Origin of the sequence: Pseudomonas sp. JR33AA, assembly GCF_021378985.1 — a bacterium.
In the GTDB taxonomy this organism is placed as follows: Bacteria; Pseudomonadota; Gammaproteobacteria; order Pseudomonadales; family Pseudomonadaceae; genus Aquipseudomonas; species Aquipseudomonas alloputida.
Genome location: NZ_JAJSAW010000021.1, coordinates 61,434 through 78,035 on the forward strand (window position 1 = coordinate 61,434; position 16,602 = coordinate 78,035).

Here is a 16,602-nt window from a genome sequence, read left to right on the forward strand (position 1 = left end):
CGAACTCGGTGGTGGCGATTTCTTCAACGGGATTGACCGTGCGTAGCGGACTTGGTTCAGGCGCGTTCGTCGGGTTTCGGACGAGCGCGCAGTTCTGCCAGCTCCCGTTCCAGTTCGACCTGGCGGCTGACGTCTTTCTGGATGCCGATGAAGTAGGTGCGCTGGTCGAAGTCGCTTTTCACCGGCGTGATCGACAGCTCGTTCCAGAAGGCGCTGCCATCCTTGCGATAGTTGCGCAGGATTTCACGGCAGGGGCGGCCTTCGGCCATGGCCTTGCGGATGCGTGCGCGGCCAAGCTGGTCACGGTCGTCAGCCTGCAGGAACCGGCAATCCTGATAGAGAATCTCGTCACGGCTGTAGCCAGTGAGGTGCTCGAAAGCGGCGTTCACGTAGATCAGGATGGTGTCGTCGCCTTCCTTTTCGGCAACCACGATGCCGTCATTGGATGCATCGACCATCGATTGCAGCAATTGCGCGTTGATCATGTCCGGGCCATTGGAGAAAAAAACTGAAGATGGCGACTTTGGTAACGGCGGCCTTTTGCCAGCGTTGAATGCTAGTATCCTACGATTTCACTCAGTTTCGGAATCCTCTACCCGATGAAAGTCGCCATTATTTCCGGCTCGGTCTATGGCACCGCCGAAGAAGTCGCCCGTCACGCTGAATCGCTACTCAAGGCGGCGGGTTTCGAGGCCTGGCATGCTGCGCGTGCCACCCTTCAGGATCTTCAGGGTTTTGCCCCCGACGCCTTGTTGGCCGTGACCTCGACCACCGGTATGGGTGAGTTGCCGGACAACCTCATGCCGCTGTACAGCACCCTTCGCGACACACTGCCCGCGGCCTGGCGCGGCCTGCCTGGCGCGGTGATCGCCCTGGGTGACTCCAGCTATGGCGATACCTACTGCGGTGGTGGCGAGCAGATGCGTGAGCTGTTCGCCGAGCTGGGCGTGCGCGAGGTGCAACCGATGCTGCGCCTGGATGCGAGCGAGACGGTGACCCCGGAGGCGGATGCCGAGCCTTGGCTGGCTGAGTTGGCGAGCGCACTGCACGCTTGACCCGGCACCTGTACGGAGCCTAGCCGTGGGGCGCGCGCAACAAGGCCAACCACGCCTGCGCCGCCCGTGACAGGTAGGCGCCGCGTCGCCAGATAAACGCGATATCCCAACGCAAATCCGCCGGCGCCTTCAACGGCACACGCACCACCCCAGGGCGCTCCAGCGCTTTTGCCACCACCCGGGGCAGCAGCACCACACCCTGGCCCGCCGCTACCAGCGCCACCAGAAAATCCGCCTGGCCGCTGCGCCCGCCCTCCTTGGGGGTGAAGCCCTGTTGCTGGCACGCCTTCAGCAGCCGGTCGTTGAGCACGAAACTGCGCTGGTACAGCAGGAACGGTGTATCGGCCAGTTGCCCCAGGCCCACCCCGTTCAGGCCCGCCAGGGCATGGCCAGCCGGCAGCAAGGCATCCAGCGGTTCGTTGCAGAAGGGTTGGTAGTCGAATGCCTCGTCGGTGGGCGTCAAACAGCCGCCCAGTTCCAGTTCGCCACTTCTGACAGCCTGTTCGACGCTGCGGCTGCCGCCTTCTAGCAGCTGGATGGCGATGTTCGGATGGCGCCGCCGGTACTCGGCGAACAAGCCGGCGAACAACGTGTCGCTGCCAAGCATCGGCAAGCCCAGGCGTAGTTCGCCACGCTCCATCTGGCTGAGATCGTCCAGCTCGTTGAGCAGCGCCTGGCGCTGGCGCAGCAGGGCTTCGCCACGCTCCAGCACGATGCGCCCGGCAGCGGTCAGGTGCAGGTGCGACGCCTGGCGCTCCAGCAGCGGCTGGCCCACATCTTGCTCAAGCTGGGCCACCTGTTTGCTCACGGCCGACTGGCTGATGTGCAGGGTCTGTGCCGCCTGGGTAAAACCGCCGCGGTGGACCACTTCTATGAAGCTGCGCAGTTGTTTGAATTCCATCGCTTCGATTCCATTCTGGAATGGCGGGCAGTCTAACAATTCGCTTCTGGCCTAGGCAGCCAAATCTTAGAATGAAGGCCTGTCGAGGACACCGCCATGAAACCTGCATCATTATTGAAAAAAGCCCTGCGCCTGCTCGTCGAGCTGGCGATTCTCTGTGCGCTGTTCCTGCTCGGTGGTCAGATCGCCCGTTGGCTGGGCTGGCCAATCCCCGGCGGCGTGATGGGCCTGGCTCTGCTGTTGATGCTATTCGCTTCGGGTGTGCTCAAACCGGCCATGCTGCAATTGGGGGCCGGCTGGCTGATGGCTGAGATGCTGTTGTTCTTCATCCCGGCGCTGATGAGCCTGCTCGACTATGGCGCACTGATCCGTGAAGAGGGCTGGCGCATCTTGCTGGTGATCGCCGTGAGCACGCTGATGGTGATGGTAGTGACCGCCATGACCGTGGAGCTGGTGTGCCGCTGGAGGTTGCGCCGTGAGCCTTGAACCCATGCCGCTGTTCTGGTTGGCCTTGACCTTGCTGGCTTACCTGGGCAGCCGTTGGTTGTACCGGCGTAGCAAGCGCTACCTGCTGTCGCCGTTGATCCTGGTGCCGGTGTTGCTGCTGGCTGTGGCCGTACCGCTGCATACAGCCTATGCCGAGTATGCGCGCAACACCCACTGGTTGATGGGCGTGCTCGGCCCGGTGACCGTGGCCTTCGCGGTGCCGATCTGGCAGCAGCGGGCCATGTTGGCGCGCCATTGGCCGGCCCTGATGGTGGGCATGGTAGCCGGCAGCAGTGCCTCGATCGCCAGCTCCTGGGGGCTGGCTCACCTGATGGCGCTGGACAGCGCAACCAGCCTGTCACTGGTGCCGCGCTCGATCACCACGCCATTTGCCATGCCCCTGGCCCATGACCTGGGTGGGGTGCCAGAACTGACCGCGGTGTTCGTCATGTTCACCGGCGTGCTCGGTGCCATGTTCGGCGGTGTGCTGTTGCGTTGGTTGCCGCTGCGCACGCCGCTGGCACGGGGTGCGCTGTTCGGTGTTGGCGCGCATGGTGCCGGGGTCAGCCGGGCGCACGAAGTGGGCCGTGAGGAAGGCTCGGTGGCCGGCCTGGTGATGGTCCTGACCGGGCTACTCAACCTGTTCGCGGCGCCGTTGTTGGCCTGGGTACTCTGACCGTTCGTGCCACTGACTCGCTCAGTCATCAAGCTGGCTGGCAACGCAAGTTCCCGCCAATGGGCTGCTGGTTAGACTTGCCTCGACTAGAGAGCACATGTAAGTGCCGAGGTGACATGCAATGACCGCAGCCTTGCCCTATTCCGCCAACACCACTACCCCGGGACCGTTCTGATGCCTATGGCCGAGATTCCATTGTGCGTCTGGCGTACCCGGGCACAGAGTTTCACGTTCCGGGGCCAGAGCATCCGCTACTGGACAGCAGGGCAAGGAGAGCCTCTGCTTCTGTTACACGGTTTCCCCACCGCCAGTTGGGACTGGCACTACCTGTGGGGCCCTTTTAGCCAACGTTTCCGGGTGATCGCTTGCGACATGCTCGGCTTTGGTGATTCGGACAAACCCGTCGATCACACTTACAGCCTGATGGAGCAGGCAGACCTGCAGCAGGCATTGCTTGCCCATCTGCAGCTCACGCAGCCAGTGCACCTTTTGGCCCACGATTACGGCGGTAGCGTGGCTCAGGAACTGCTGGCCCGACACCATGAGCAGCGTGCCGATATCGCCAGTTGCGTGTTCCTCAACAGCGGGCTGTTCCCCGAAAGCTGCCGCATGCTACTGCTGCAGAAGCTGCTGCTCAGCCGGTTTGGCTGGCTGGTGGGGCGCTCGTTCGGGCGTGACGACCTGGTGCGTAACGTGATCCAGGTCTACGGCCCCTGCACGCATCCCAGTGAAAGCGCGCTGGATGATTTATGGAGCCTGATCGCTGCCAACCGGGGCACGCGCATCCTGCACAAGCTGGTGGGCTACCTGCCGGAGCGCAGGTTGCACCGCGAACGCTGGGTCGGGGCGATGCAACGCAAAGGCGTGCCGCTGCGCTTGATCAATGGCGTGGTCGACCCGCTTTCCGGCGCGCACATGCTTGAGCGCTACCGGCAATTGGTGCCGGAGCCGGACACCGTGCAGTTACTGGGCATTGGCCATTACCCGCATACTGAAGCGCCAGTGCAGGTGCTGCGCCATTACCTGGCCTTTCGTGAACAGCCGCTGAGCTTCCATCCGCCGAAAGTGGCGTGGTCATGACGAGGCTGAACGTATTGACGGTCACCTGACAGCCAGGGTTCACGTTCAGACGCCTCGCAAAAAAAAGGCCGCTGCAAGCCGCAGCGGCCAATCGAGACGTCAGATCAAGGAGCTTCAAAATCTACGTCGGTGAACCTCGCAGGCTTGAAAGGCGGGGGGGAGAGCCCTTCAAGTCGGTGAGTGCGTCAAGAATAAGCGCTTGATCCGTCGGGAAAAATAGCTGCTGTCGACATTCACCGTTACGTTTCAGGCAACAGTGCACGCACCTGCGTAACCCATGCGCCAGCTAACGGTTCGTGCGGCCGTGAGCAGGCGCTGCGCCGCCGGCCCATGTTCATCGGCATGGAAGATCGATGTCGGCCCGACCACGGTCATCACCGCGGCAATCTGCCCCATGGCGTTGAATACCGGTGCCGACAGCGCATCCACCCCCGGCATCAGCAGGCCATGCACATGGTGCAGGCCCTGTTCGCGGATACCGGCCAGCAGTGTGTCGTAGTCACTTGCAGTTTGTTGCAAAGCGGCCAGTTCCCTGTCGCGCAGCTCCTGGGTTTCTCGCTCGGGCAGGTAGGCGGCAAATACCAGCCCCGTGGACGAGCTGAGCAACGGCAGCACCGAACCGATTTGGGTCACCACGGTGACCGCGCGCACGGCAGGTTCGATGCTTACCACCGTGGCCCCCTGGTTGCCCCACACCGCGATGAAGCAGCTTTCGTTGAGCTCATCTCGCAACTGCGACAGCGGCATTGCCGCCACCTTGAGCACATCGATGCTGCCCAGCGCCGCCAGCCCCACCCGTAGAGCCTCACGCCCCAGCCCGTAATGGTTGGTGGCCGCATCCTGTTCGGCAAAACCACTGGCAATCAGCGCCTGCAGGTAGCGATGCACTTTGCTCGCAGGCATCTGCACGTGCTCGGCCAGGCGTGATAACGACGTCGAGGGTGAGAGTTCGGCGAGGGCCTTGAGAATGTCGGTGCCGACTTCCGCCGAGCGGACCTTCTGCTTGCCGGTGTCGGTGGGGGAGCTGGCTTTGGCCATGGGAGGGGAGGTTCCGGATTTATCGTGTCGCCTTTATAGCTTGACGCCTTGAGCGGAGCAAATTACGTTATTCGTAATCTGATTACGATAAAAACAACATCCGGAGGCATCGATGAACCGCGACACGTCGCCCGACCTTCACTACCTGAGCGGCTTCGGCAACGAATTCGCCAGCGAAGCACTGCCCGGGGCGCTGCCTGTCGGGCAGAACTCCCCGCAGAAGGCCCCGTACGGCCTGTATGCCGAGCTGCTGTCGGGCACGGCGTTCACCATGGCCCGCAGCGAGCTGCGCCGTACCTGGCTGTACCGCATCCGCCCTTCGGCATTGCACCCACGCTTCGAGCGCCTGGCGCGCCAGCCGCTCGGCGGGCCACTGGGTGGCATCAACCCCAACCGCCTGCGCTGGAGCCCGCAGCCGATTCCTGCTGAACCGACCGATTTCATCGAAGGTTGGCTGCCCATGGTTGCCAACGCCGCAGCGGAAAAACCAGCGGGCGTGAGCATCTACATCTACTGCGCCAACCGGTCCATGGAACGGGTGTTCTTCAACGCGGACGGTGAGCTACTGCTGGTGCCGGAACAGGGCCGCCTGCGCATCGCCACCGAACTGGGCGTGATGGAGGTCGAGCCGCTGGAAATTGCGGTGATTCCACGTGGCATGAAGTTCCGCGTCGAACTGCTCGACGGCCAGGCCCGTGGCTATATCGCGGAAAACCACGGTGCGCCGCTGCGCCTGCCCGACCTGGGCCCGATCGGCAGCAACGGCCTGGCCAACCCCCGCGATTTCCTAACGCCCGTGGCCCACTACGAACAAACTGAAGGCCCGGTGCAACTGGTACAGAAGTTCCTGGGTGAGCACTGGGCTTGCGAGCTGCAGCACTCGCCACTGGACGTTGTGGCCTGGCATGGCAGCAACGTGCCATACAAATATGACCTGCGCCGCTTCAACACCATCGGCACGGTCAGCTTCGACCACCCGGACCCCTCGATTTTCACCGTGCTCACCTCGCCGACCAGCGTGCATGGCATGGCCAACATGGACTTCGTGATTTTCCCGCCACGCTGGATGGTGGCCGAGAACACCTTCCGTCCGCCATGGTTCCACCGCAACCTGATGAACGAGTTCATGGGCCTGATCAATGGCGCCTACGACGCCAAGGCCGAGGGCTTCCTGCCAGGTGGTGCCTCGTTGCACGGGGTCATGAGTGCCCATGGCCCCGACGCCGAAACCTGTGAAAAGGCCATTGCCGCTGACCTGGCGCCGCACAAGATCGACAACACTATGGCTTTCATGTTCGAGACCAGCCAGGTGTTGCGCCCGAGCCTGCAAGCCCTTGAGTGCCCGCAATTGCAGGCCGACTACGATAGTTGCTGGGCGACCTTGCCGAGCACCTTCAACCCGAACCGGAGATAACCCATGAACCACACTGCCAATGCCCGTAGTTGGGTCGAGCACGCCAACGGGCACAGCGACTTCCCGCTGCAGAACCTGCCATTGGGCATCTTCAGCCGGCCGGGTGAAGCCAGGCGCTGTGGCGTGGCGATCGGCGACGCGATCCTCGACCTGGAGGCGGTGCTGGCCGCCGGCCTGTTCGACGGGGCGGCCAAGGCCGCCGTTGAAGCGACCCGCGGCGGGGCTCTGAACGCGTTCTTCGCTTTGGGCCGCAACGCCCGAGTAGCCCTGCGCGAGCGTTTGCAGGTGCTGCTCGATGAGCACAGCGAACACCAGGCAGCCCTGAAACCGGCGCTGCTTCCGGCCAGCGACTGCCAGCTGCACGTGCCGGCGCAGATCGGTGACTACACCGATTTCTACGTTGGTATCGAGCATGCGAAGAACGTGGGCAAACTGTTCCGCCCCGACAACCCATTGCTGCCCAACTACAAGTACGTGCCGATCGGTTATCACGGCCGCGCCTCCACCATCCGCCCGTCCGGCACCGATGTGCGCCGGCCCAAGGGCCAGACCCTGCCGGCCGGGCACACCGAGCCGAGCTTCGGTCCTTGCGCTCGTCTGGACTACGAACTGGAACTGGGGATCTGGATTGGCCAGGGCAATGACATGGGCCAGGCGATTCCGGTAGGCGATGCCGCCGAGCACGTAGCCGGCCTATGCCTGCTCAACGATTGGTCGGCGCGCGATATCCAGGCTTGGGAATACCAGCCACTGGGGCCGTTCCTGTCCAAGAGCTTCATCACCACTATTTCGCCCTGGGTGGTCACCGCCGAAGCGTTGGAGCCGTTCCGCTGCGCTCAGCCAGCACGCCCCGAAGGTGACCCGCAGCCGCTGTCGTACCTGCTGGACAAGCGCGACCAGGCCAGCGGTGCATTCGATATCGAACTCGAAGTGCTGCTGCTGACCGAGCGCATGCGTGAGCAGGGCATTGCCCCGCACCGCCTGACCCTGAGCAACACCCGCAGTATGTATTGGACCGTGGCGCAACTGGTGGCGCATCACAGCGTCAACGGCTGCCAACTGCAACCGGGTGATCTGTTCGGTTCGGGCACGCTGTCGGGCGCCACGCCGGGGTCGTTCGGTAGCCTGCTGGAGATCACCGAAGGCGGCAAGCTGCCGGTCGAGCTGGCCAGCGGCGAGGTGCGCAAGTTCCTCGAAGACGGTGACGAAATCATCCTGCGTGCCCGCTGCGCACGTGACGGTGTTGCCAGCATCGGTTTCGGTGAGTGCCGCGGCACGGTCATCGCAGCCAACTGAGGAGGCAGGGGTATGGAGCTGTACACCTATTACCGTTCCACCTCGTCCTACCGGGTGCGCATTGCCCTGGCGCTAAAGGGGCTGGCTTACCAGTCCCTGCCGGTCAACCTGCTGCAGGGTGAGCAGCGCGGCGAGGGCTATGCCGCTGTCAACCCGCAGGGCCGCGTACCGGCCTTGCGCACTGACGGTGGCGCGGTGCTGGTGCAGTCGCCGGCGATCATCGAGTACCTGGAAGAGGTTTATCCACAGCCTGCGTTGCTGCCGGCCACAGCCGAGGCACGGGCCAAGGTACGTGGGGTGGCGGCCATCATCGGTTGCGACATTCATCCGCTGCACAACGTCAGCGTGCTCAACCGGCTGCGGCAGGCCGGTCAGGACGAGGGGCAGGTCAACCAGTGGATCGGCCACTGGATCAGCCAAGGGCTTGCGGCAGTGGAGCAACTGATTGGCGATCACGGTTTCTGCTTCGGCGACACGCCTGGGCTGGCGGATGTGTACCTGATCCCGCAGTTGTACGCGGCCGAACGCTTCAACATCGACCTCGACAGCTTCCCACGCATCCGGCGGGTTGCCGCACTGGCGGCCGCGCACCCGGCGTTCGCCAAGGCCCACCCCGCCCAGCAGCCGGACAGCCCGGCTCAGTGAAGTGAACGGTTCGGCGCCGGAAGCTTGCCGATTCGCTCGGACAGCTTCAGGCGCTGGACCGGGTCTTCCGTCAGCAGCAATGCATGCTCCAGGTCGAAGCGCTCGGCCTGTGGGCAATCCAGATGATGGTAGAGCGAGGCGCGGGTCATGTAGTCGCTCACCTGCACCGGGCCCAACTGCATGATCCGCTCTGCATCGATCAACGCCGCCAGGTGGTTGTCGTTGCTGATGTGCAGTTGGCGCAGGTTGCGTGACAGGCGTTGCAGCATCTGCAGCGGGCTGGCGCTGCGCAGGTGCTCGGCTGTCAGCGCCAGTTGCGGGCCGAACTGGCGCGCCAGCAGTTCGCGGCAGTCGCTGGGGTACAGGCGCCGGCCGCCGCAGGGGTCGAGCAGGTGGTCGGCACCCGGCACGCGCAGCAGGAAATGGCCAGGGAAGCCCACACCCTCCAGCGGTATGGACAGGCGCCTGGCCAGTTCCAACGCGAGGATGGCCAAGGTCAGTGGTTGGCCGCGGCGGCGCTGCAGTACCTTGTCCATCATCGCCGCATGTGGGCGCAAGGGGTGGTATTCATCCTGCTGAAAGCCCAGCGCATTAAGCTGGCGCAGTAGTGGCTGGGCCAGTTCGCATAGTGGAAGCATCGGCAGGTTGGCGCTTATCTCGCGCTGCAGGTCGTGCAGCACAGCAAGGCTGGCCGCGGGCTCGACACCAGGGTCGTGCTCGGCGGCAATCCACAATGCGGCTTCCAGCAGGTCGACAGGCTTGCGTTCCAGGCAGGCCAGGCAGGCTTGACGTGGCTTCATGGGGTATCTCCACACACGTTTGAGTATTAGCCGTGGCGTACGGTTTCGTCCAGTGGTCCGGCGGCGGCGTAAACGCCGAGGCCGTGCCTATACTGGAAGGAGCACCTCGTAGGGGAGCCGGTCGATGTTCGCGCTGATGCAAAGCACCCGTACCCAGTCACTGCACCTGTTCAATGACCCGCCTACAGGCCTGAAAGCCGTTGTGGCAATTCACAGTGAGCATTTGGGGCCGGCCATGGGGGGGTGTCGCTATCTGCCTTACGCCGATGATGAAAGCGCCATGACCGACGCGATTCGCCTGGCCCAGGGCATGAGCTACAAGGCAGCACTGGCCGGCTTACCGATGGGGGGTGGCAAGGCGGTGATCATGCGCAACCCGCATGTGGAAAACCGCGCCGCGCTGTTCGAGGCCTTTGGCCGCTTCATCGATACCTTGCATGGGCGCTTCATCATCGCGGTGGACAGCGGCACCTCGACCCTGGACATGGACTGTATTGCCCAGAGCACACCCCACGTGACCAGCACCACTGCGTCGGGCGACCCATCGCCACACGCGGCGATGGGGGTGTTCGCCGGCATACGTGCCACTACTTCGTTCCGGCTGGGCAGCGATGACCTGAGAGGCTTGCGGGTAGCGGTGCAGGGGTTGGGCAATGTCGGTTATGCGCTGGCGGAGCAATTGCATGCGGTGGGCGCGGAGCTGCTGGTCAGCGACCTGGACCCGGGGCGGGTACGGCTGGCGATGGAACAGTTCGATGCCAAACCGGTGACCAACGATGCGTTGATCAGTACCCCTTGCGATATCTTTGCACCCTGCGGCGTGGGCCCGGTACTGAACGGGCAGAGCGTGATGCAACTGCGTTGTGCAGCAGTGGCGGGGGCGGCCAACAACCAGCTGACTACCTTGCAAGTGGCAGACCAGCTGGAGTCGCGCGGCATATTGTATGCACCTGACTACGTGATCAATGCTGGTGGGCTGATCTATGTGGCACTCACCCACCGTGGCGAAGACCAGGGGACTATTACTGCGCACCTGGCGCGGATTCCTTCACGGCTGACCGAAGTGTTTGGCCATGCGCAGGCGGAGAAGCGTTCGCCGGCAAGGGTGGCGCAGATGCTGGCGGAGCGGTTGTTGTATGGCTGACGGTTGAGGATGGCTTGTTGGCCACTTTGCGGTAAACCCGCACATCTCCAGCGATATCACTCGGCAGCAGTGCCCTCAAGCAATTCGGCCAACGCATCCGGCTGGCTTTTGAACGCCCGGGCGAATACATCACGGTTCTTCGCCATGTAGATACCGGCTTCCTCGACCTGCTGCTCGGTCAGCGACGGCACTGCCTTGTGCAGCACTTCGGCCAGGCGCTCGGCAAGCTCGAGCATTTTGTCGTGACGGTCTGCTTCGGCCTTATCCATGAACAAGCGCTCCGGGTCGCGGCTGCTGCGGTACACCACTTCGACGGCCATTCATCACCTCTATGCCTTTTTGCTGGTTGTGTTGCGGGTTACTGTATCTATATACAGTAATAGCAATGTTGGTTGGTTCGCAAGCAGAAATTGTAGCGTGGCACAGACCGAGCGCCGCCCGTGCGGCGCATCGCGAGCAAGCTCGCTCCTTGTATGTTGTGTCTGGCCAGTTTCGCCTGTGCCTGCGGGCGCCACCGCCTTGTTTGTCCCTCGCGATATCGAGGTTAGCGTCAAGGGCCATTCCTCGAGGTGCCTTGCGGCAATCGGTCGCCTTCCAAGACAGGGGCTTGGCCCTTTAACTGCATGGCACAAGCGTCACATCAGCGACGCATCATCCTTAAAGACGTATCGGGGAATGGAACATCGTGAACATCAAATGGGCAGAAAAACTGCGCAAGGGCCTGCACGGCTCGGCCGACTCGCTGGGCAACCTGTGCGTCGAGGCATTCCATTACCTGGCCCTGTTCGGCATTGGCGCCATCACCGCCTACGCGGCAGTAGTGACGTTTCTGGACATGCTGGGCAAGGGCGGGGTCAGTGTCGATGACATCCTGCTGTTGTTCATCTATCTGGAGCTGGGCGCGATGGTGGGGATCTACTTCAAGACCAACCACATGCCGATCCGCTTCCTGCTGTACGTGGCAATAACCGCGCTCACTCGCCTGCTGATCGGCGATGTTTCGCACCACAAGGCACCGGACGAAGGGCTGCTGTACCTGTGCGGCGGTATCCTGCTGCTGGCATTCTCGATCCTGGTGGTGCGCTACGCTTCGTACCGCTACCCCTCGACCAAGGTACTGGACGTCAATGGCAAGGCAGTAGAGGAGGGTAAGTAAAGGGGCGACTTACTCAGTGCCAAGGCCTGCGGTGCAGGGGGCTGAGTCAGTTGGCCGCGCTGACTGCCGCGAACGGTCGGGCGTTTGTGTTCGGTTCGCGGGTCAGTGCTGCCAACACCTGCAAGGGGTTCTGTCCCAACTCGATGGCCAGGCCCAGGCGAATGCTGTCGATCACCCGCTGCAGGCGCACCGGGTCGTTGCGCTGGGCCTGGGTGATGAGGCGCTTGGCGACGACGCCGGCGTCGTCGGACAGGGTGAGCATGATGCTGCCGTCGAGGTTCGCAATGCTAAGGTTGACCCGGTATTCCGGGGCGAATGCAGCACTGATTCGTTCGAATGGGTTATTCATGGTCTTGCTTCTGCGGTGAGTGAGTGCAGAAGTTGACCGGGATGTTTGCACGTTGGTTCAGCGCCATTGATCGGCACAAACGAGAACGCCCGGCTCAAGGCCGGGCGTTTTGCATTGCCGATCAGGCGTCCGGGTCACTCAGCTCCAAGGCGCCGCGCTTGCTGCGCAGCTTGCCGTAGAAGTGTTCCAGCGCGTGATTGAGCTTGGTGGCGGCACCGTCGACTGCCTGGTCGAGCGAACTGGCGGTGTGGGTCACGGAAATTGGTTGGTGGCCTTTCGGGCGAGCCTCCATCTGGCAGCGTTTGTCATGCGGTCCGGGCTTGACGCCGTTCTCGTCGCGCAGGTGGACCTCGATGCGGGTGAGGTCTTCTTCGTAACGTTCCAGCGAGTTCTGCAGTGTGCTGCGGACCCACTGGTCGAGCCGGGCGTTACCGTCGAAATGGTTGCTGCTGTTGACCTGGATTTGCATGATTCAATCCTTATTCAGCTTGCTCGCATGGAGGCACGCTCAGGTCCTTGAGACCCTTGGAATTTCTGCGCCTCTTGACTCTAAGGTCAGGCAAGCGCGAAACGAATACAAGCCCTTTTTGAAAATAAATTTCTTGTTGCAAATAGACTTACCGTGACGCGCGGCTCGTACGGCCAAGCGGATAGAGGGGGCTGGGCTTTGCTTATGAGAATTGAAATCATTATTATTGCAGCCCCAGGAACACCCGGACCTCGTCATGACGCGCAAAACCGCCGGCCTCCCGTTCAGCTATCGCCTGGCCGTGACATCCCGTAGCTTGGCCGCGCTGCTTGGCGGCTATCTGCTGGCGTCCCTCGCGAGCGTCTGTATTGCCTTGCTGGCGCCCCTGCCAAAGGTCGATGCCACGCTCACCGGCCTGCTGCTGTCGTTCGTGTTCTACCTGCTGGCGTTCATCTGGTGTTTCGCCTGCCGCAGCGCCTGGCGTGCCTGGTTGGGCGTGTTGGCGTCAAGCCTGCTGCTGGGCCTGATCAGCGGCGTTGCCTACTGGATGAAAACCGCATGAAAGAATGCTTCCGCCAGGCCATGGCCTGGCTGCACACCTGGACTGGCCTGATCTTCGGCTGGCTGTTGTTCGCCATCTTCCTTACCGGCACGCTGTCGTACTTCAAGGAAGAAATCACTCATTGGTCACAGCCTGAAGTACGCAGGCATGCCCTGGACCCGATCAATAGCCTGGCAGTCGCTCAACGTTACCTGCAGGACAATGCAGGGCATTCAAGTACCTGGTTCATTCGCATGCCGAACGAACGGGAGGCCGCCTTGAGTGTGGGCTACCGCGACCCCAGTGGCGGCCCGCGTGGCTTCGTCAGGAAAACCCTCGATACCCAGACCGGCCAGCCGGTGGAAGCACGTGACAGCCGCGGTGGCGAGTTCTTCTACCGCTTCCACTTCCAGCTTCAGATGCCTTACCCGGTTGGCCGTTGGCTATCGACGTTCTGCGCTTTCATCATGCTGCTGGGGTTGGTCACCGGCATCATTACCCACAAGAAGATCTTCAAGGAGTTCTTCACCTTCCGTCCTGGCAAGGGGCAGCGGTCCTGGCTGGACGGGCACAATGCCATCGGCGTGCTGGTGCTGCCGTTCCACCTGATGATCAGCTACAGCAGCCTGGTGCTGTTCATGTACATGGTGATGCCGGCGGGCATCATGGCCAGCTACGGCAATGACACCGACAAGTACTTCAATGACCTGTTTGGCCGCAACGATGCGCCCAAGGCGGCCCAGGTGGCGACACCGCTGGTAGCGCTGCCGAGCCTGTACGCCAAGGTGCAGGAGCTGCAGCCGGGGGCGCGTGTCGGCAACATCCAGGTGCAGAACCCGGGCGACAGCAACGCCCGCGTCACCTTCACCCAATCGGCAGCCGACCACGTGGCTTATCGGCGTAGCGCCAACTGGACATTCGATGGGGCCAGTGGTGCGTTGTTGAGCCAGGGCAAGCCGGAGAGCGGTTTGATGATGACCGCCTTCAGTTTCGCTGGCCTGCACATGGGCAACTTCGCCGGGCCTTGGCTGCGCTGGCTGTACTTCTTCTTTGGCGTGGCCGGTACTGCGGTGATTGGTACCGGGTTGGTGATGTGGTTGGGCAAGCGCCAGCTCAAGCACGCCAAGACCGGACATATGCCAGGTGAGCTGCGCCTGGTCGAAGTGCTCAATATTGCCAGCATGAGTGGCTTGTTGCTGGCGGTGGCGGGCTTCTTCTGGGCCAACCGCCTGGTGCCCTTGGCTGTCGAAGGCCGGGCCGACTGGGAGGTGAATGCGTTCTTCATCGCCTGGGGCCTGTCGCTGGTGCACGCTGTGCTGCGTAGCGGGCGCACAGCCTGGGGCGAGCAACTGGCGCTGGGTGCGCTGGCCTTCGCCCTGCTGCCGTTGCTCAACGGCCTGGCGACTGACCGGGGCTTGATCCATTCGGTAGGGGAGGGTGACTGGGCCATGGCCGGCTTCGATCTGACAGCCCTGGGGACCGGCCTGTTTCTGGCCTGGCTGGCCCGCAAGATGCTGGCCAGCCCCACGCCCGTAGCCAAGCGCGCGGCGCGTGCGACAAAAAGGTCGAGCATTGAAACGGTGGAGGCGGGCTGATGCTGGGTAACGCACTGATTGCCTTTGCGGGCTTCGTTGCCCTGTGCCTGGCGATGGAAAAGCACTTCAGCGACTTGCTCGGGCGCAAGCCGAGCCCTAGCCACTTGCTCCTGTTACGTGTTGCGGGGTGGCTGCTGCTGATGCTGTCGCTGGTGCTCAGCGTGTACCTGCGTGGCTGGGCCCTCGGCCTGGTGGAGTGGACAGCGGTGATGATGGCCGGGGTAACACTGTGGGTGTTCGGCCTGCCGTACCAGCCTCGTCTGCTGCTGGGCCTGGCTGCCGTCAGCGTGGTGCTGGGCCCCATGCTGGCCGTATCCGCTGTGTGATCCCTGTGAGCGAGCCGGGGGATATCATCGAACCTGACGCTGACAGCGCAGGCGCGCGTGCACGTTTCGTCCAGGTGTTTCAGGCCCAGCGTGCCCGTATGGAGGCGTTGGTAAGCCGTCGGGTCGGCTGCTGCGCCACGGCTTCGGACCTGGTCCAGGAGTTATTCCTGCGTTTCTGGCGTCGCCCCGAGGTCAAGGTCGAGGCGCTGGACACTTACCTGCTGCGTTGCGCTGGTAACCTGGCCATAGACCACCTGCGCAGCGAAGGAAGCCGCGAACGCGTGGCCGAAGCCGCTGTGCCGTTGAACGAGGCGAGCCTGGCCCAGGCCCCTGAGCAGGCCGTGGAGGTCGACCACGACTTGCAGCGGATCGAGGCCGCCTTGCGTGCCTTGCCCGAGCGCACCCGGCAGATCTTCCTGCTCAACCGCATTCACGGCTGCAAGTACAGCGAGATCGCCAAAGCCATGCAGCTGTCCCAGAGCGCCGTGGAAAAGCATATGATGCGCGCCCTCGAAGCGTGCAAGGCGAGTGTTGCCGAGCCCGCGTCCACCCCACGCCGGCCAGGGAGCGTCCGTCGATGAGCCGTTTACCGCCGATAAACGAAGCGCAGTTTCAGGCTGCCCTGCAATGGTTGAACCGGATCAACGAGCAACCCGGGCAAGCCGAAGGGGCGGCATTCAAGCGCTGGTTGCTGGCCGACCCCGCGCACCGCGCAGCTTATGAACAGGCCCAGGTGCTGTGGCAGAAAAGCGCCGCCCCGGCGGCGCGGCTGGCGGACGAAGAACAGGACGCCCTGCAGCGTTACCTCGATGCCATGGCCAGACCGCCGGCCCGTGGCGGGTGGCGGCGGGTGGCAGGGCTGGCGTTGGCAGCCTGCCTGGTGCTGGCCGTGGGCGTCGCGGGTGGTTGGCACCCAGGGTACTGGTTGCAGGACCTACAGGCGGACTACAGCAGTGCCGGGCAGATTCGCCAGGTGACCTTGGCCGACCAGTCTCAGGTGACGCTTGATGCAGGTAGCGCCATTGCGGTCGATTTTGCCCAGGGTGAGCGCCGTGTGCGGTTGCTGCATGGCGCGGCGTTCTTCGAGGTTACGCATACCGGTGAGCCGTTCCTGGTGGAAGCTGCCGGCGGCGAAGTGCGGGTGCTCGGCACCCAGTTCGAGGTGCGTGAGCAAGGCGAGGGCGCCCAGGTGACGGTGCGCAGCGGGCGTGTGGGTGTCAGCCCCGCGCAGGGTACTTTGGCGCGAGAACTGACTGCCAACCAGCAGGTGTTCTACCGCGCAGGCAGGGTTGGCGACACCCTGGCGGTGGACAGTGACAACCGCCTGGCCTGGCGCCAGGGGTGGCTGAACTATTACCAGGTCCCGCTGGCGCAGGTGATCGAAGACCTTAGGCGATATTACCCGGGGCGTATGCTGCTGCTCGATGGCGAACTGGGGCAGCGTAAAGTCAGCGGCAGTTTCCCGGTGACCGAGCCGCTGCTGGCACTGGATTCACTGGGCAAGGTGATGGGTTTTTCACGGCAGACCGTGTTGGGGCGTTTGACCCTGATTCGGTAGTTGCCTGTGTCGGGGGGGGGGGGGGGGGTGGCCCCCCCCCCCCCCCCCCCCCCAAAAAAAATATAACCACACG

Annotated in this window: 21 protein-coding genes; 14 read left to right on the top strand and 7 right to left on the bottom strand. The window is 63.1% G+C overall.

The features are described 5' to 3' along the window. Window positions 1–56: 56 nt before the first annotated feature. A complete protein-coding gene (locus LVS58_RS22885; protein WP_233692940.1) occupies window positions 57–485 on the bottom strand; it encodes a PAS domain-containing protein in 429 nt (142 codons plus the stop codon). Between the two features lie 114 nt (window positions 486–599). Between LVS58_RS22885 and LVS58_RS22890 the strand changes: the two genes are divergently transcribed. Next, window positions 600–1,055 (top strand): flavodoxin, encoded by a 456-nt coding sequence (locus LVS58_RS22890; RefSeq protein ID WP_233692941.1) that lies wholly within the window; start codon window positions 600–602, stop codon window positions 1,053–1,055. Between the two features lie 19 nt (window positions 1,056–1,074). Here LVS58_RS22890 and LVS58_RS22895 read toward each other — a convergent pair whose 3' ends face one another. After that, entirely contained in the window at window positions 1,075–1,956 is an 882-nt protein-coding gene (locus LVS58_RS22895; protein WP_233692942.1) for a LysR family transcriptional regulator, read from the bottom strand. A 96-nt stretch (window positions 1,957–2,052) separates the two neighbouring features. Between LVS58_RS22895 and LVS58_RS22900 the strand changes: the two genes are divergently transcribed. The 3 genes from LVS58_RS22900 (at window position 2,053) to LVS58_RS22910 (ending at window position 4,198) form a co-directional block, all read left to right on the top strand. Continuing rightward, window positions 2,053–2,442: a CidA/LrgA family protein gene (locus tag LVS58_RS22900; RefSeq protein ID WP_233692943.1), complete on the top strand. Its 390-nt coding sequence runs from the start codon at window positions 2,053–2,055 to the stop codon at window positions 2,440–2,442. Continuing rightward, window positions 2,432–3,118, top strand: coding sequence for an LrgB family protein (locus LVS58_RS22905; protein ID WP_233692944.1), 687 nt, complete (start codon window positions 2,432–2,434; stop codon window positions 3,116–3,118). Before LVS58_RS22900 ends, LVS58_RS22905 begins: the two co-directional genes overlap by 11 nt. 174 nt (window positions 3,119–3,292) lie before the next feature. Beyond that, on the top strand, window positions 3,293–4,198 hold the full coding sequence (locus tag LVS58_RS22910) for an alpha/beta fold hydrolase (protein WP_233692945.1): 906 nt from the start codon (window positions 3,293–3,295) through the stop codon (window positions 4,196–4,198). A 246-nt stretch (window positions 4,199–4,444) separates the two neighbouring features. Here the strand turns inward: LVS58_RS22910 and LVS58_RS22915 are convergent, their stop codons facing one another. After that, the gene (locus LVS58_RS22915) at window positions 4,445–5,236 is read right to left on the bottom strand and encodes an IclR family transcriptional regulator (protein WP_233692946.1); all 792 of its coding nucleotides are present in this window, start codon (window positions 5,234–5,236) and stop codon (window positions 4,445–4,447) included. Between the two features lie 112 nt (window positions 5,237–5,348). On the opposite strand from LVS58_RS22915, the gene hmgA reads away from it, so the two are divergent. From hmgA to maiA, 3 genes are read left to right on the top strand one after another with little or no spacing between them, the layout of a single operon-like run. Next, the gene (gene hmgA / locus LVS58_RS22920; protein WP_233692947.1) at window positions 5,349–6,650 is read left to right on the top strand and encodes a homogentisate 1,2-dioxygenase; all 1,302 of its coding nucleotides are present in this window, start codon (window positions 5,349–5,351) and stop codon (window positions 6,648–6,650) included. Between the two features lie 3 nt (window positions 6,651–6,653). Beyond that, window positions 6,654–7,946 (top strand): fumarylacetoacetase, encoded by a 1,293-nt coding sequence (gene fahA, locus LVS58_RS22925; protein WP_233692948.1) that lies wholly within the window; start codon window positions 6,654–6,656, stop codon window positions 7,944–7,946. Between the two features lie 12 nt (window positions 7,947–7,958). Next, complete coding sequence (maiA, locus tag LVS58_RS22930; protein WP_233692949.1) at window positions 7,959–8,591, top strand: maleylacetoacetate isomerase; 633 nt, start codon at window positions 7,959–7,961, stop codon at window positions 8,589–8,591. Here the strand turns inward: maiA and LVS58_RS22935 are convergent. Next, window positions 8,585–9,391, bottom strand: a complete 807-nt coding sequence (locus LVS58_RS22935) for a SirB1 family protein (RefSeq protein WP_233692950.1) — start codon at window positions 9,389–9,391, stop codon at window positions 8,585–8,587. The two genes, maiA and LVS58_RS22935, sit on opposite strands and share 7 nt — an antisense overlap. Window positions 9,392–9,515: 124 nt before the next feature. Here LVS58_RS22935 and LVS58_RS22940 point away from each other — a divergent pair, with 124 nt between their 5' ends. Then, window positions 9,516–10,535, top strand: coding sequence for a Leu/Phe/Val dehydrogenase (locus LVS58_RS22940; protein WP_233692951.1), 1,020 nt, complete (start codon window positions 9,516–9,518; stop codon window positions 10,533–10,535). Window positions 10,536–10,591: 56 nt separating this feature from the next. Here LVS58_RS22940 and LVS58_RS22945 read toward each other — a convergent pair whose 3' ends face one another. Then, complete coding sequence (locus LVS58_RS22945; RefSeq protein ID WP_003251679.1) at window positions 10,592–10,855, bottom strand: YebG family protein; 264 nt, start codon at window positions 10,853–10,855, stop codon at window positions 10,592–10,594. A 365-nt stretch (window positions 10,856–11,220) separates the two neighbouring features. Here LVS58_RS22945 and LVS58_RS22950 point away from each other — a divergent pair, with 365 nt between their 5' ends. Continuing rightward, window positions 11,221–11,691: a phosphate-starvation-inducible protein PsiE gene (locus LVS58_RS22950; protein ID WP_233692952.1), complete on the top strand. Its 471-nt coding sequence runs from the start codon at window positions 11,221–11,223 to the stop codon at window positions 11,689–11,691. Window positions 11,692–11,737: 46 nt separating this feature from the next. On the opposite strand, the gene LVS58_RS22955 is transcribed toward LVS58_RS22950, so the two are convergent. Further along, window positions 11,738–12,040, bottom strand: a complete 303-nt coding sequence (locus LVS58_RS22955) for a DUF3509 domain-containing protein (protein WP_233692953.1) — start codon at window positions 12,038–12,040, stop codon at window positions 11,738–11,740. A 121-nt stretch (window positions 12,041–12,161) separates the two neighbouring features. Further along, the gene (locus LVS58_RS22960; RefSeq protein ID WP_233692954.1) at window positions 12,162–12,509 is read right to left on the bottom strand and encodes an HPF/RaiA family ribosome-associated protein; all 348 of its coding nucleotides are present in this window, start codon (window positions 12,507–12,509) and stop codon (window positions 12,162–12,164) included. Between the two features lie 256 nt (window positions 12,510–12,765). On the opposite strand from LVS58_RS22960, the gene LVS58_RS22965 reads away from it, so the two are divergent. Genes LVS58_RS22965 through LVS58_RS22985 form a run of 5 tightly spaced genes read left to right on the top strand, consistent with a single transcriptional unit; the run spans window position 12,766 to window position 16,529 of the window. After that, the gene (locus LVS58_RS22965) at window positions 12,766–13,071 is read left to right on the top strand and encodes a DUF3649 domain-containing protein (protein WP_233692955.1); all 306 of its coding nucleotides are present in this window, start codon (window positions 12,766–12,768) and stop codon (window positions 13,069–13,071) included. Further along, a complete protein-coding gene (locus tag LVS58_RS22970) occupies window positions 13,068–14,645 on the top strand; it encodes a PepSY-associated TM helix domain-containing protein (RefSeq protein WP_233692956.1) in 1,578 nt (525 codons plus the stop codon). Before LVS58_RS22965 ends, LVS58_RS22970 begins: the two co-directional genes overlap by 4 nt. Further along, the gene (locus tag LVS58_RS22975; protein WP_233692957.1) at window positions 14,645–14,971 is read left to right on the top strand and encodes a DUF3325 domain-containing protein; all 327 of its coding nucleotides are present in this window, start codon (window positions 14,645–14,647) and stop codon (window positions 14,969–14,971) included. The genes LVS58_RS22970 and LVS58_RS22975 overlap by 1 nt, the downstream gene beginning before the upstream one ends. A gap of 5 nt (window positions 14,972–14,976) precedes the next feature. Continuing rightward, window positions 14,977–15,552 (top strand): RNA polymerase sigma factor, encoded by a 576-nt coding sequence (locus LVS58_RS22980; RefSeq protein ID WP_233692960.1) that lies wholly within the window; start codon window positions 14,977–14,979, stop codon window positions 15,550–15,552. Then, window positions 15,549–16,529: a FecR family protein gene (locus tag LVS58_RS22985; RefSeq protein WP_233692958.1), complete on the top strand. Its 981-nt coding sequence runs from the start codon at window positions 15,549–15,551 to the stop codon at window positions 16,527–16,529. The genes LVS58_RS22980 and LVS58_RS22985 overlap by 4 nt, the downstream gene beginning before the upstream one ends. Window positions 16,530–16,602: the final 73 nt, after the last annotated feature.

Coding starts and splice junctions, on each gene's coding strand:
- LVS58_RS22885 (WP_233692940.1), bottom strand. CDS start 485: ATGATCAACGCGCAATTGCTGCAATCGATGGTCGATGCATCCAATGAC.
- LVS58_RS22890 (WP_233692941.1), top strand. CDS start 600: ATGAAAGTCGCCATTATTTCCGGCTCGGTCTATGGCACCGCCGAAGAA.
- LVS58_RS22895 (WP_233692942.1), bottom strand. CDS start 1,956: ATGGAATTCAAACAACTGCGCAGCTTCATAGAAGTGGTCCACCGCGGC.
- LVS58_RS22900 (WP_233692943.1), top strand. CDS start 2,053: ATGAAACCTGCATCATTATTGAAAAAAGCCCTGCGCCTGCTCGTCGAG.
- LVS58_RS22910 (WP_233692945.1), top strand. CDS start 3,293: ATGCCTATGGCCGAGATTCCATTGTGCGTCTGGCGTACCCGGGCACAG.
- LVS58_RS22915 (WP_233692946.1), bottom strand. CDS start 5,236: ATGGCCAAAGCCAGCTCCCCCACCGACACCGGCAAGCAGAAGGTCCGC.
- hmgA (WP_233692947.1), top strand. CDS start 5,349: ATGAACCGCGACACGTCGCCCGACCTTCACTACCTGAGCGGCTTCGGC.
- fahA (WP_233692948.1), top strand. CDS start 6,654: ATGAACCACACTGCCAATGCCCGTAGTTGGGTCGAGCACGCCAACGGG.
- maiA (WP_233692949.1), top strand. CDS start 7,959: ATGGAGCTGTACACCTATTACCGTTCCACCTCGTCCTACCGGGTGCGC.
- LVS58_RS22935 (WP_233692950.1), bottom strand. CDS start 9,391: ATGAAGCCACGTCAAGCCTGCCTGGCCTGCCTGGAACGCAAGCCTGTC.
- LVS58_RS22940 (WP_233692951.1), top strand. CDS start 9,516: ATGTTCGCGCTGATGCAAAGCACCCGTACCCAGTCACTGCACCTGTTC.
- LVS58_RS22945 (WP_003251679.1), bottom strand. CDS start 10,855: ATGGCCGTCGAAGTGGTGTACCGCAGCAGCCGCGACCCGGAGCGCTTG.
- LVS58_RS22955 (WP_233692953.1), bottom strand. CDS start 12,040: ATGAATAACCCATTCGAACGAATCAGTGCTGCATTCGCCCCGGAATAC.
- LVS58_RS22960 (WP_233692954.1), bottom strand. CDS start 12,509: ATGCAAATCCAGGTCAACAGCAGCAACCATTTCGACGGTAACGCCCGG.
- LVS58_RS22965 (WP_233692955.1), top strand. CDS start 12,766: ATGACGCGCAAAACCGCCGGCCTCCCGTTCAGCTATCGCCTGGCCGTG.
- LVS58_RS22970 (WP_233692956.1), top strand. CDS start 13,068: ATGAAAGAATGCTTCCGCCAGGCCATGGCCTGGCTGCACACCTGGACT.
- LVS58_RS22975 (WP_233692957.1), top strand. CDS start 14,645: ATGCTGGGTAACGCACTGATTGCCTTTGCGGGCTTCGTTGCCCTGTGC.
- LVS58_RS22985 (WP_233692958.1), top strand. CDS start 15,549: ATGAGCCGTTTACCGCCGATAAACGAAGCGCAGTTTCAGGCTGCCCTG.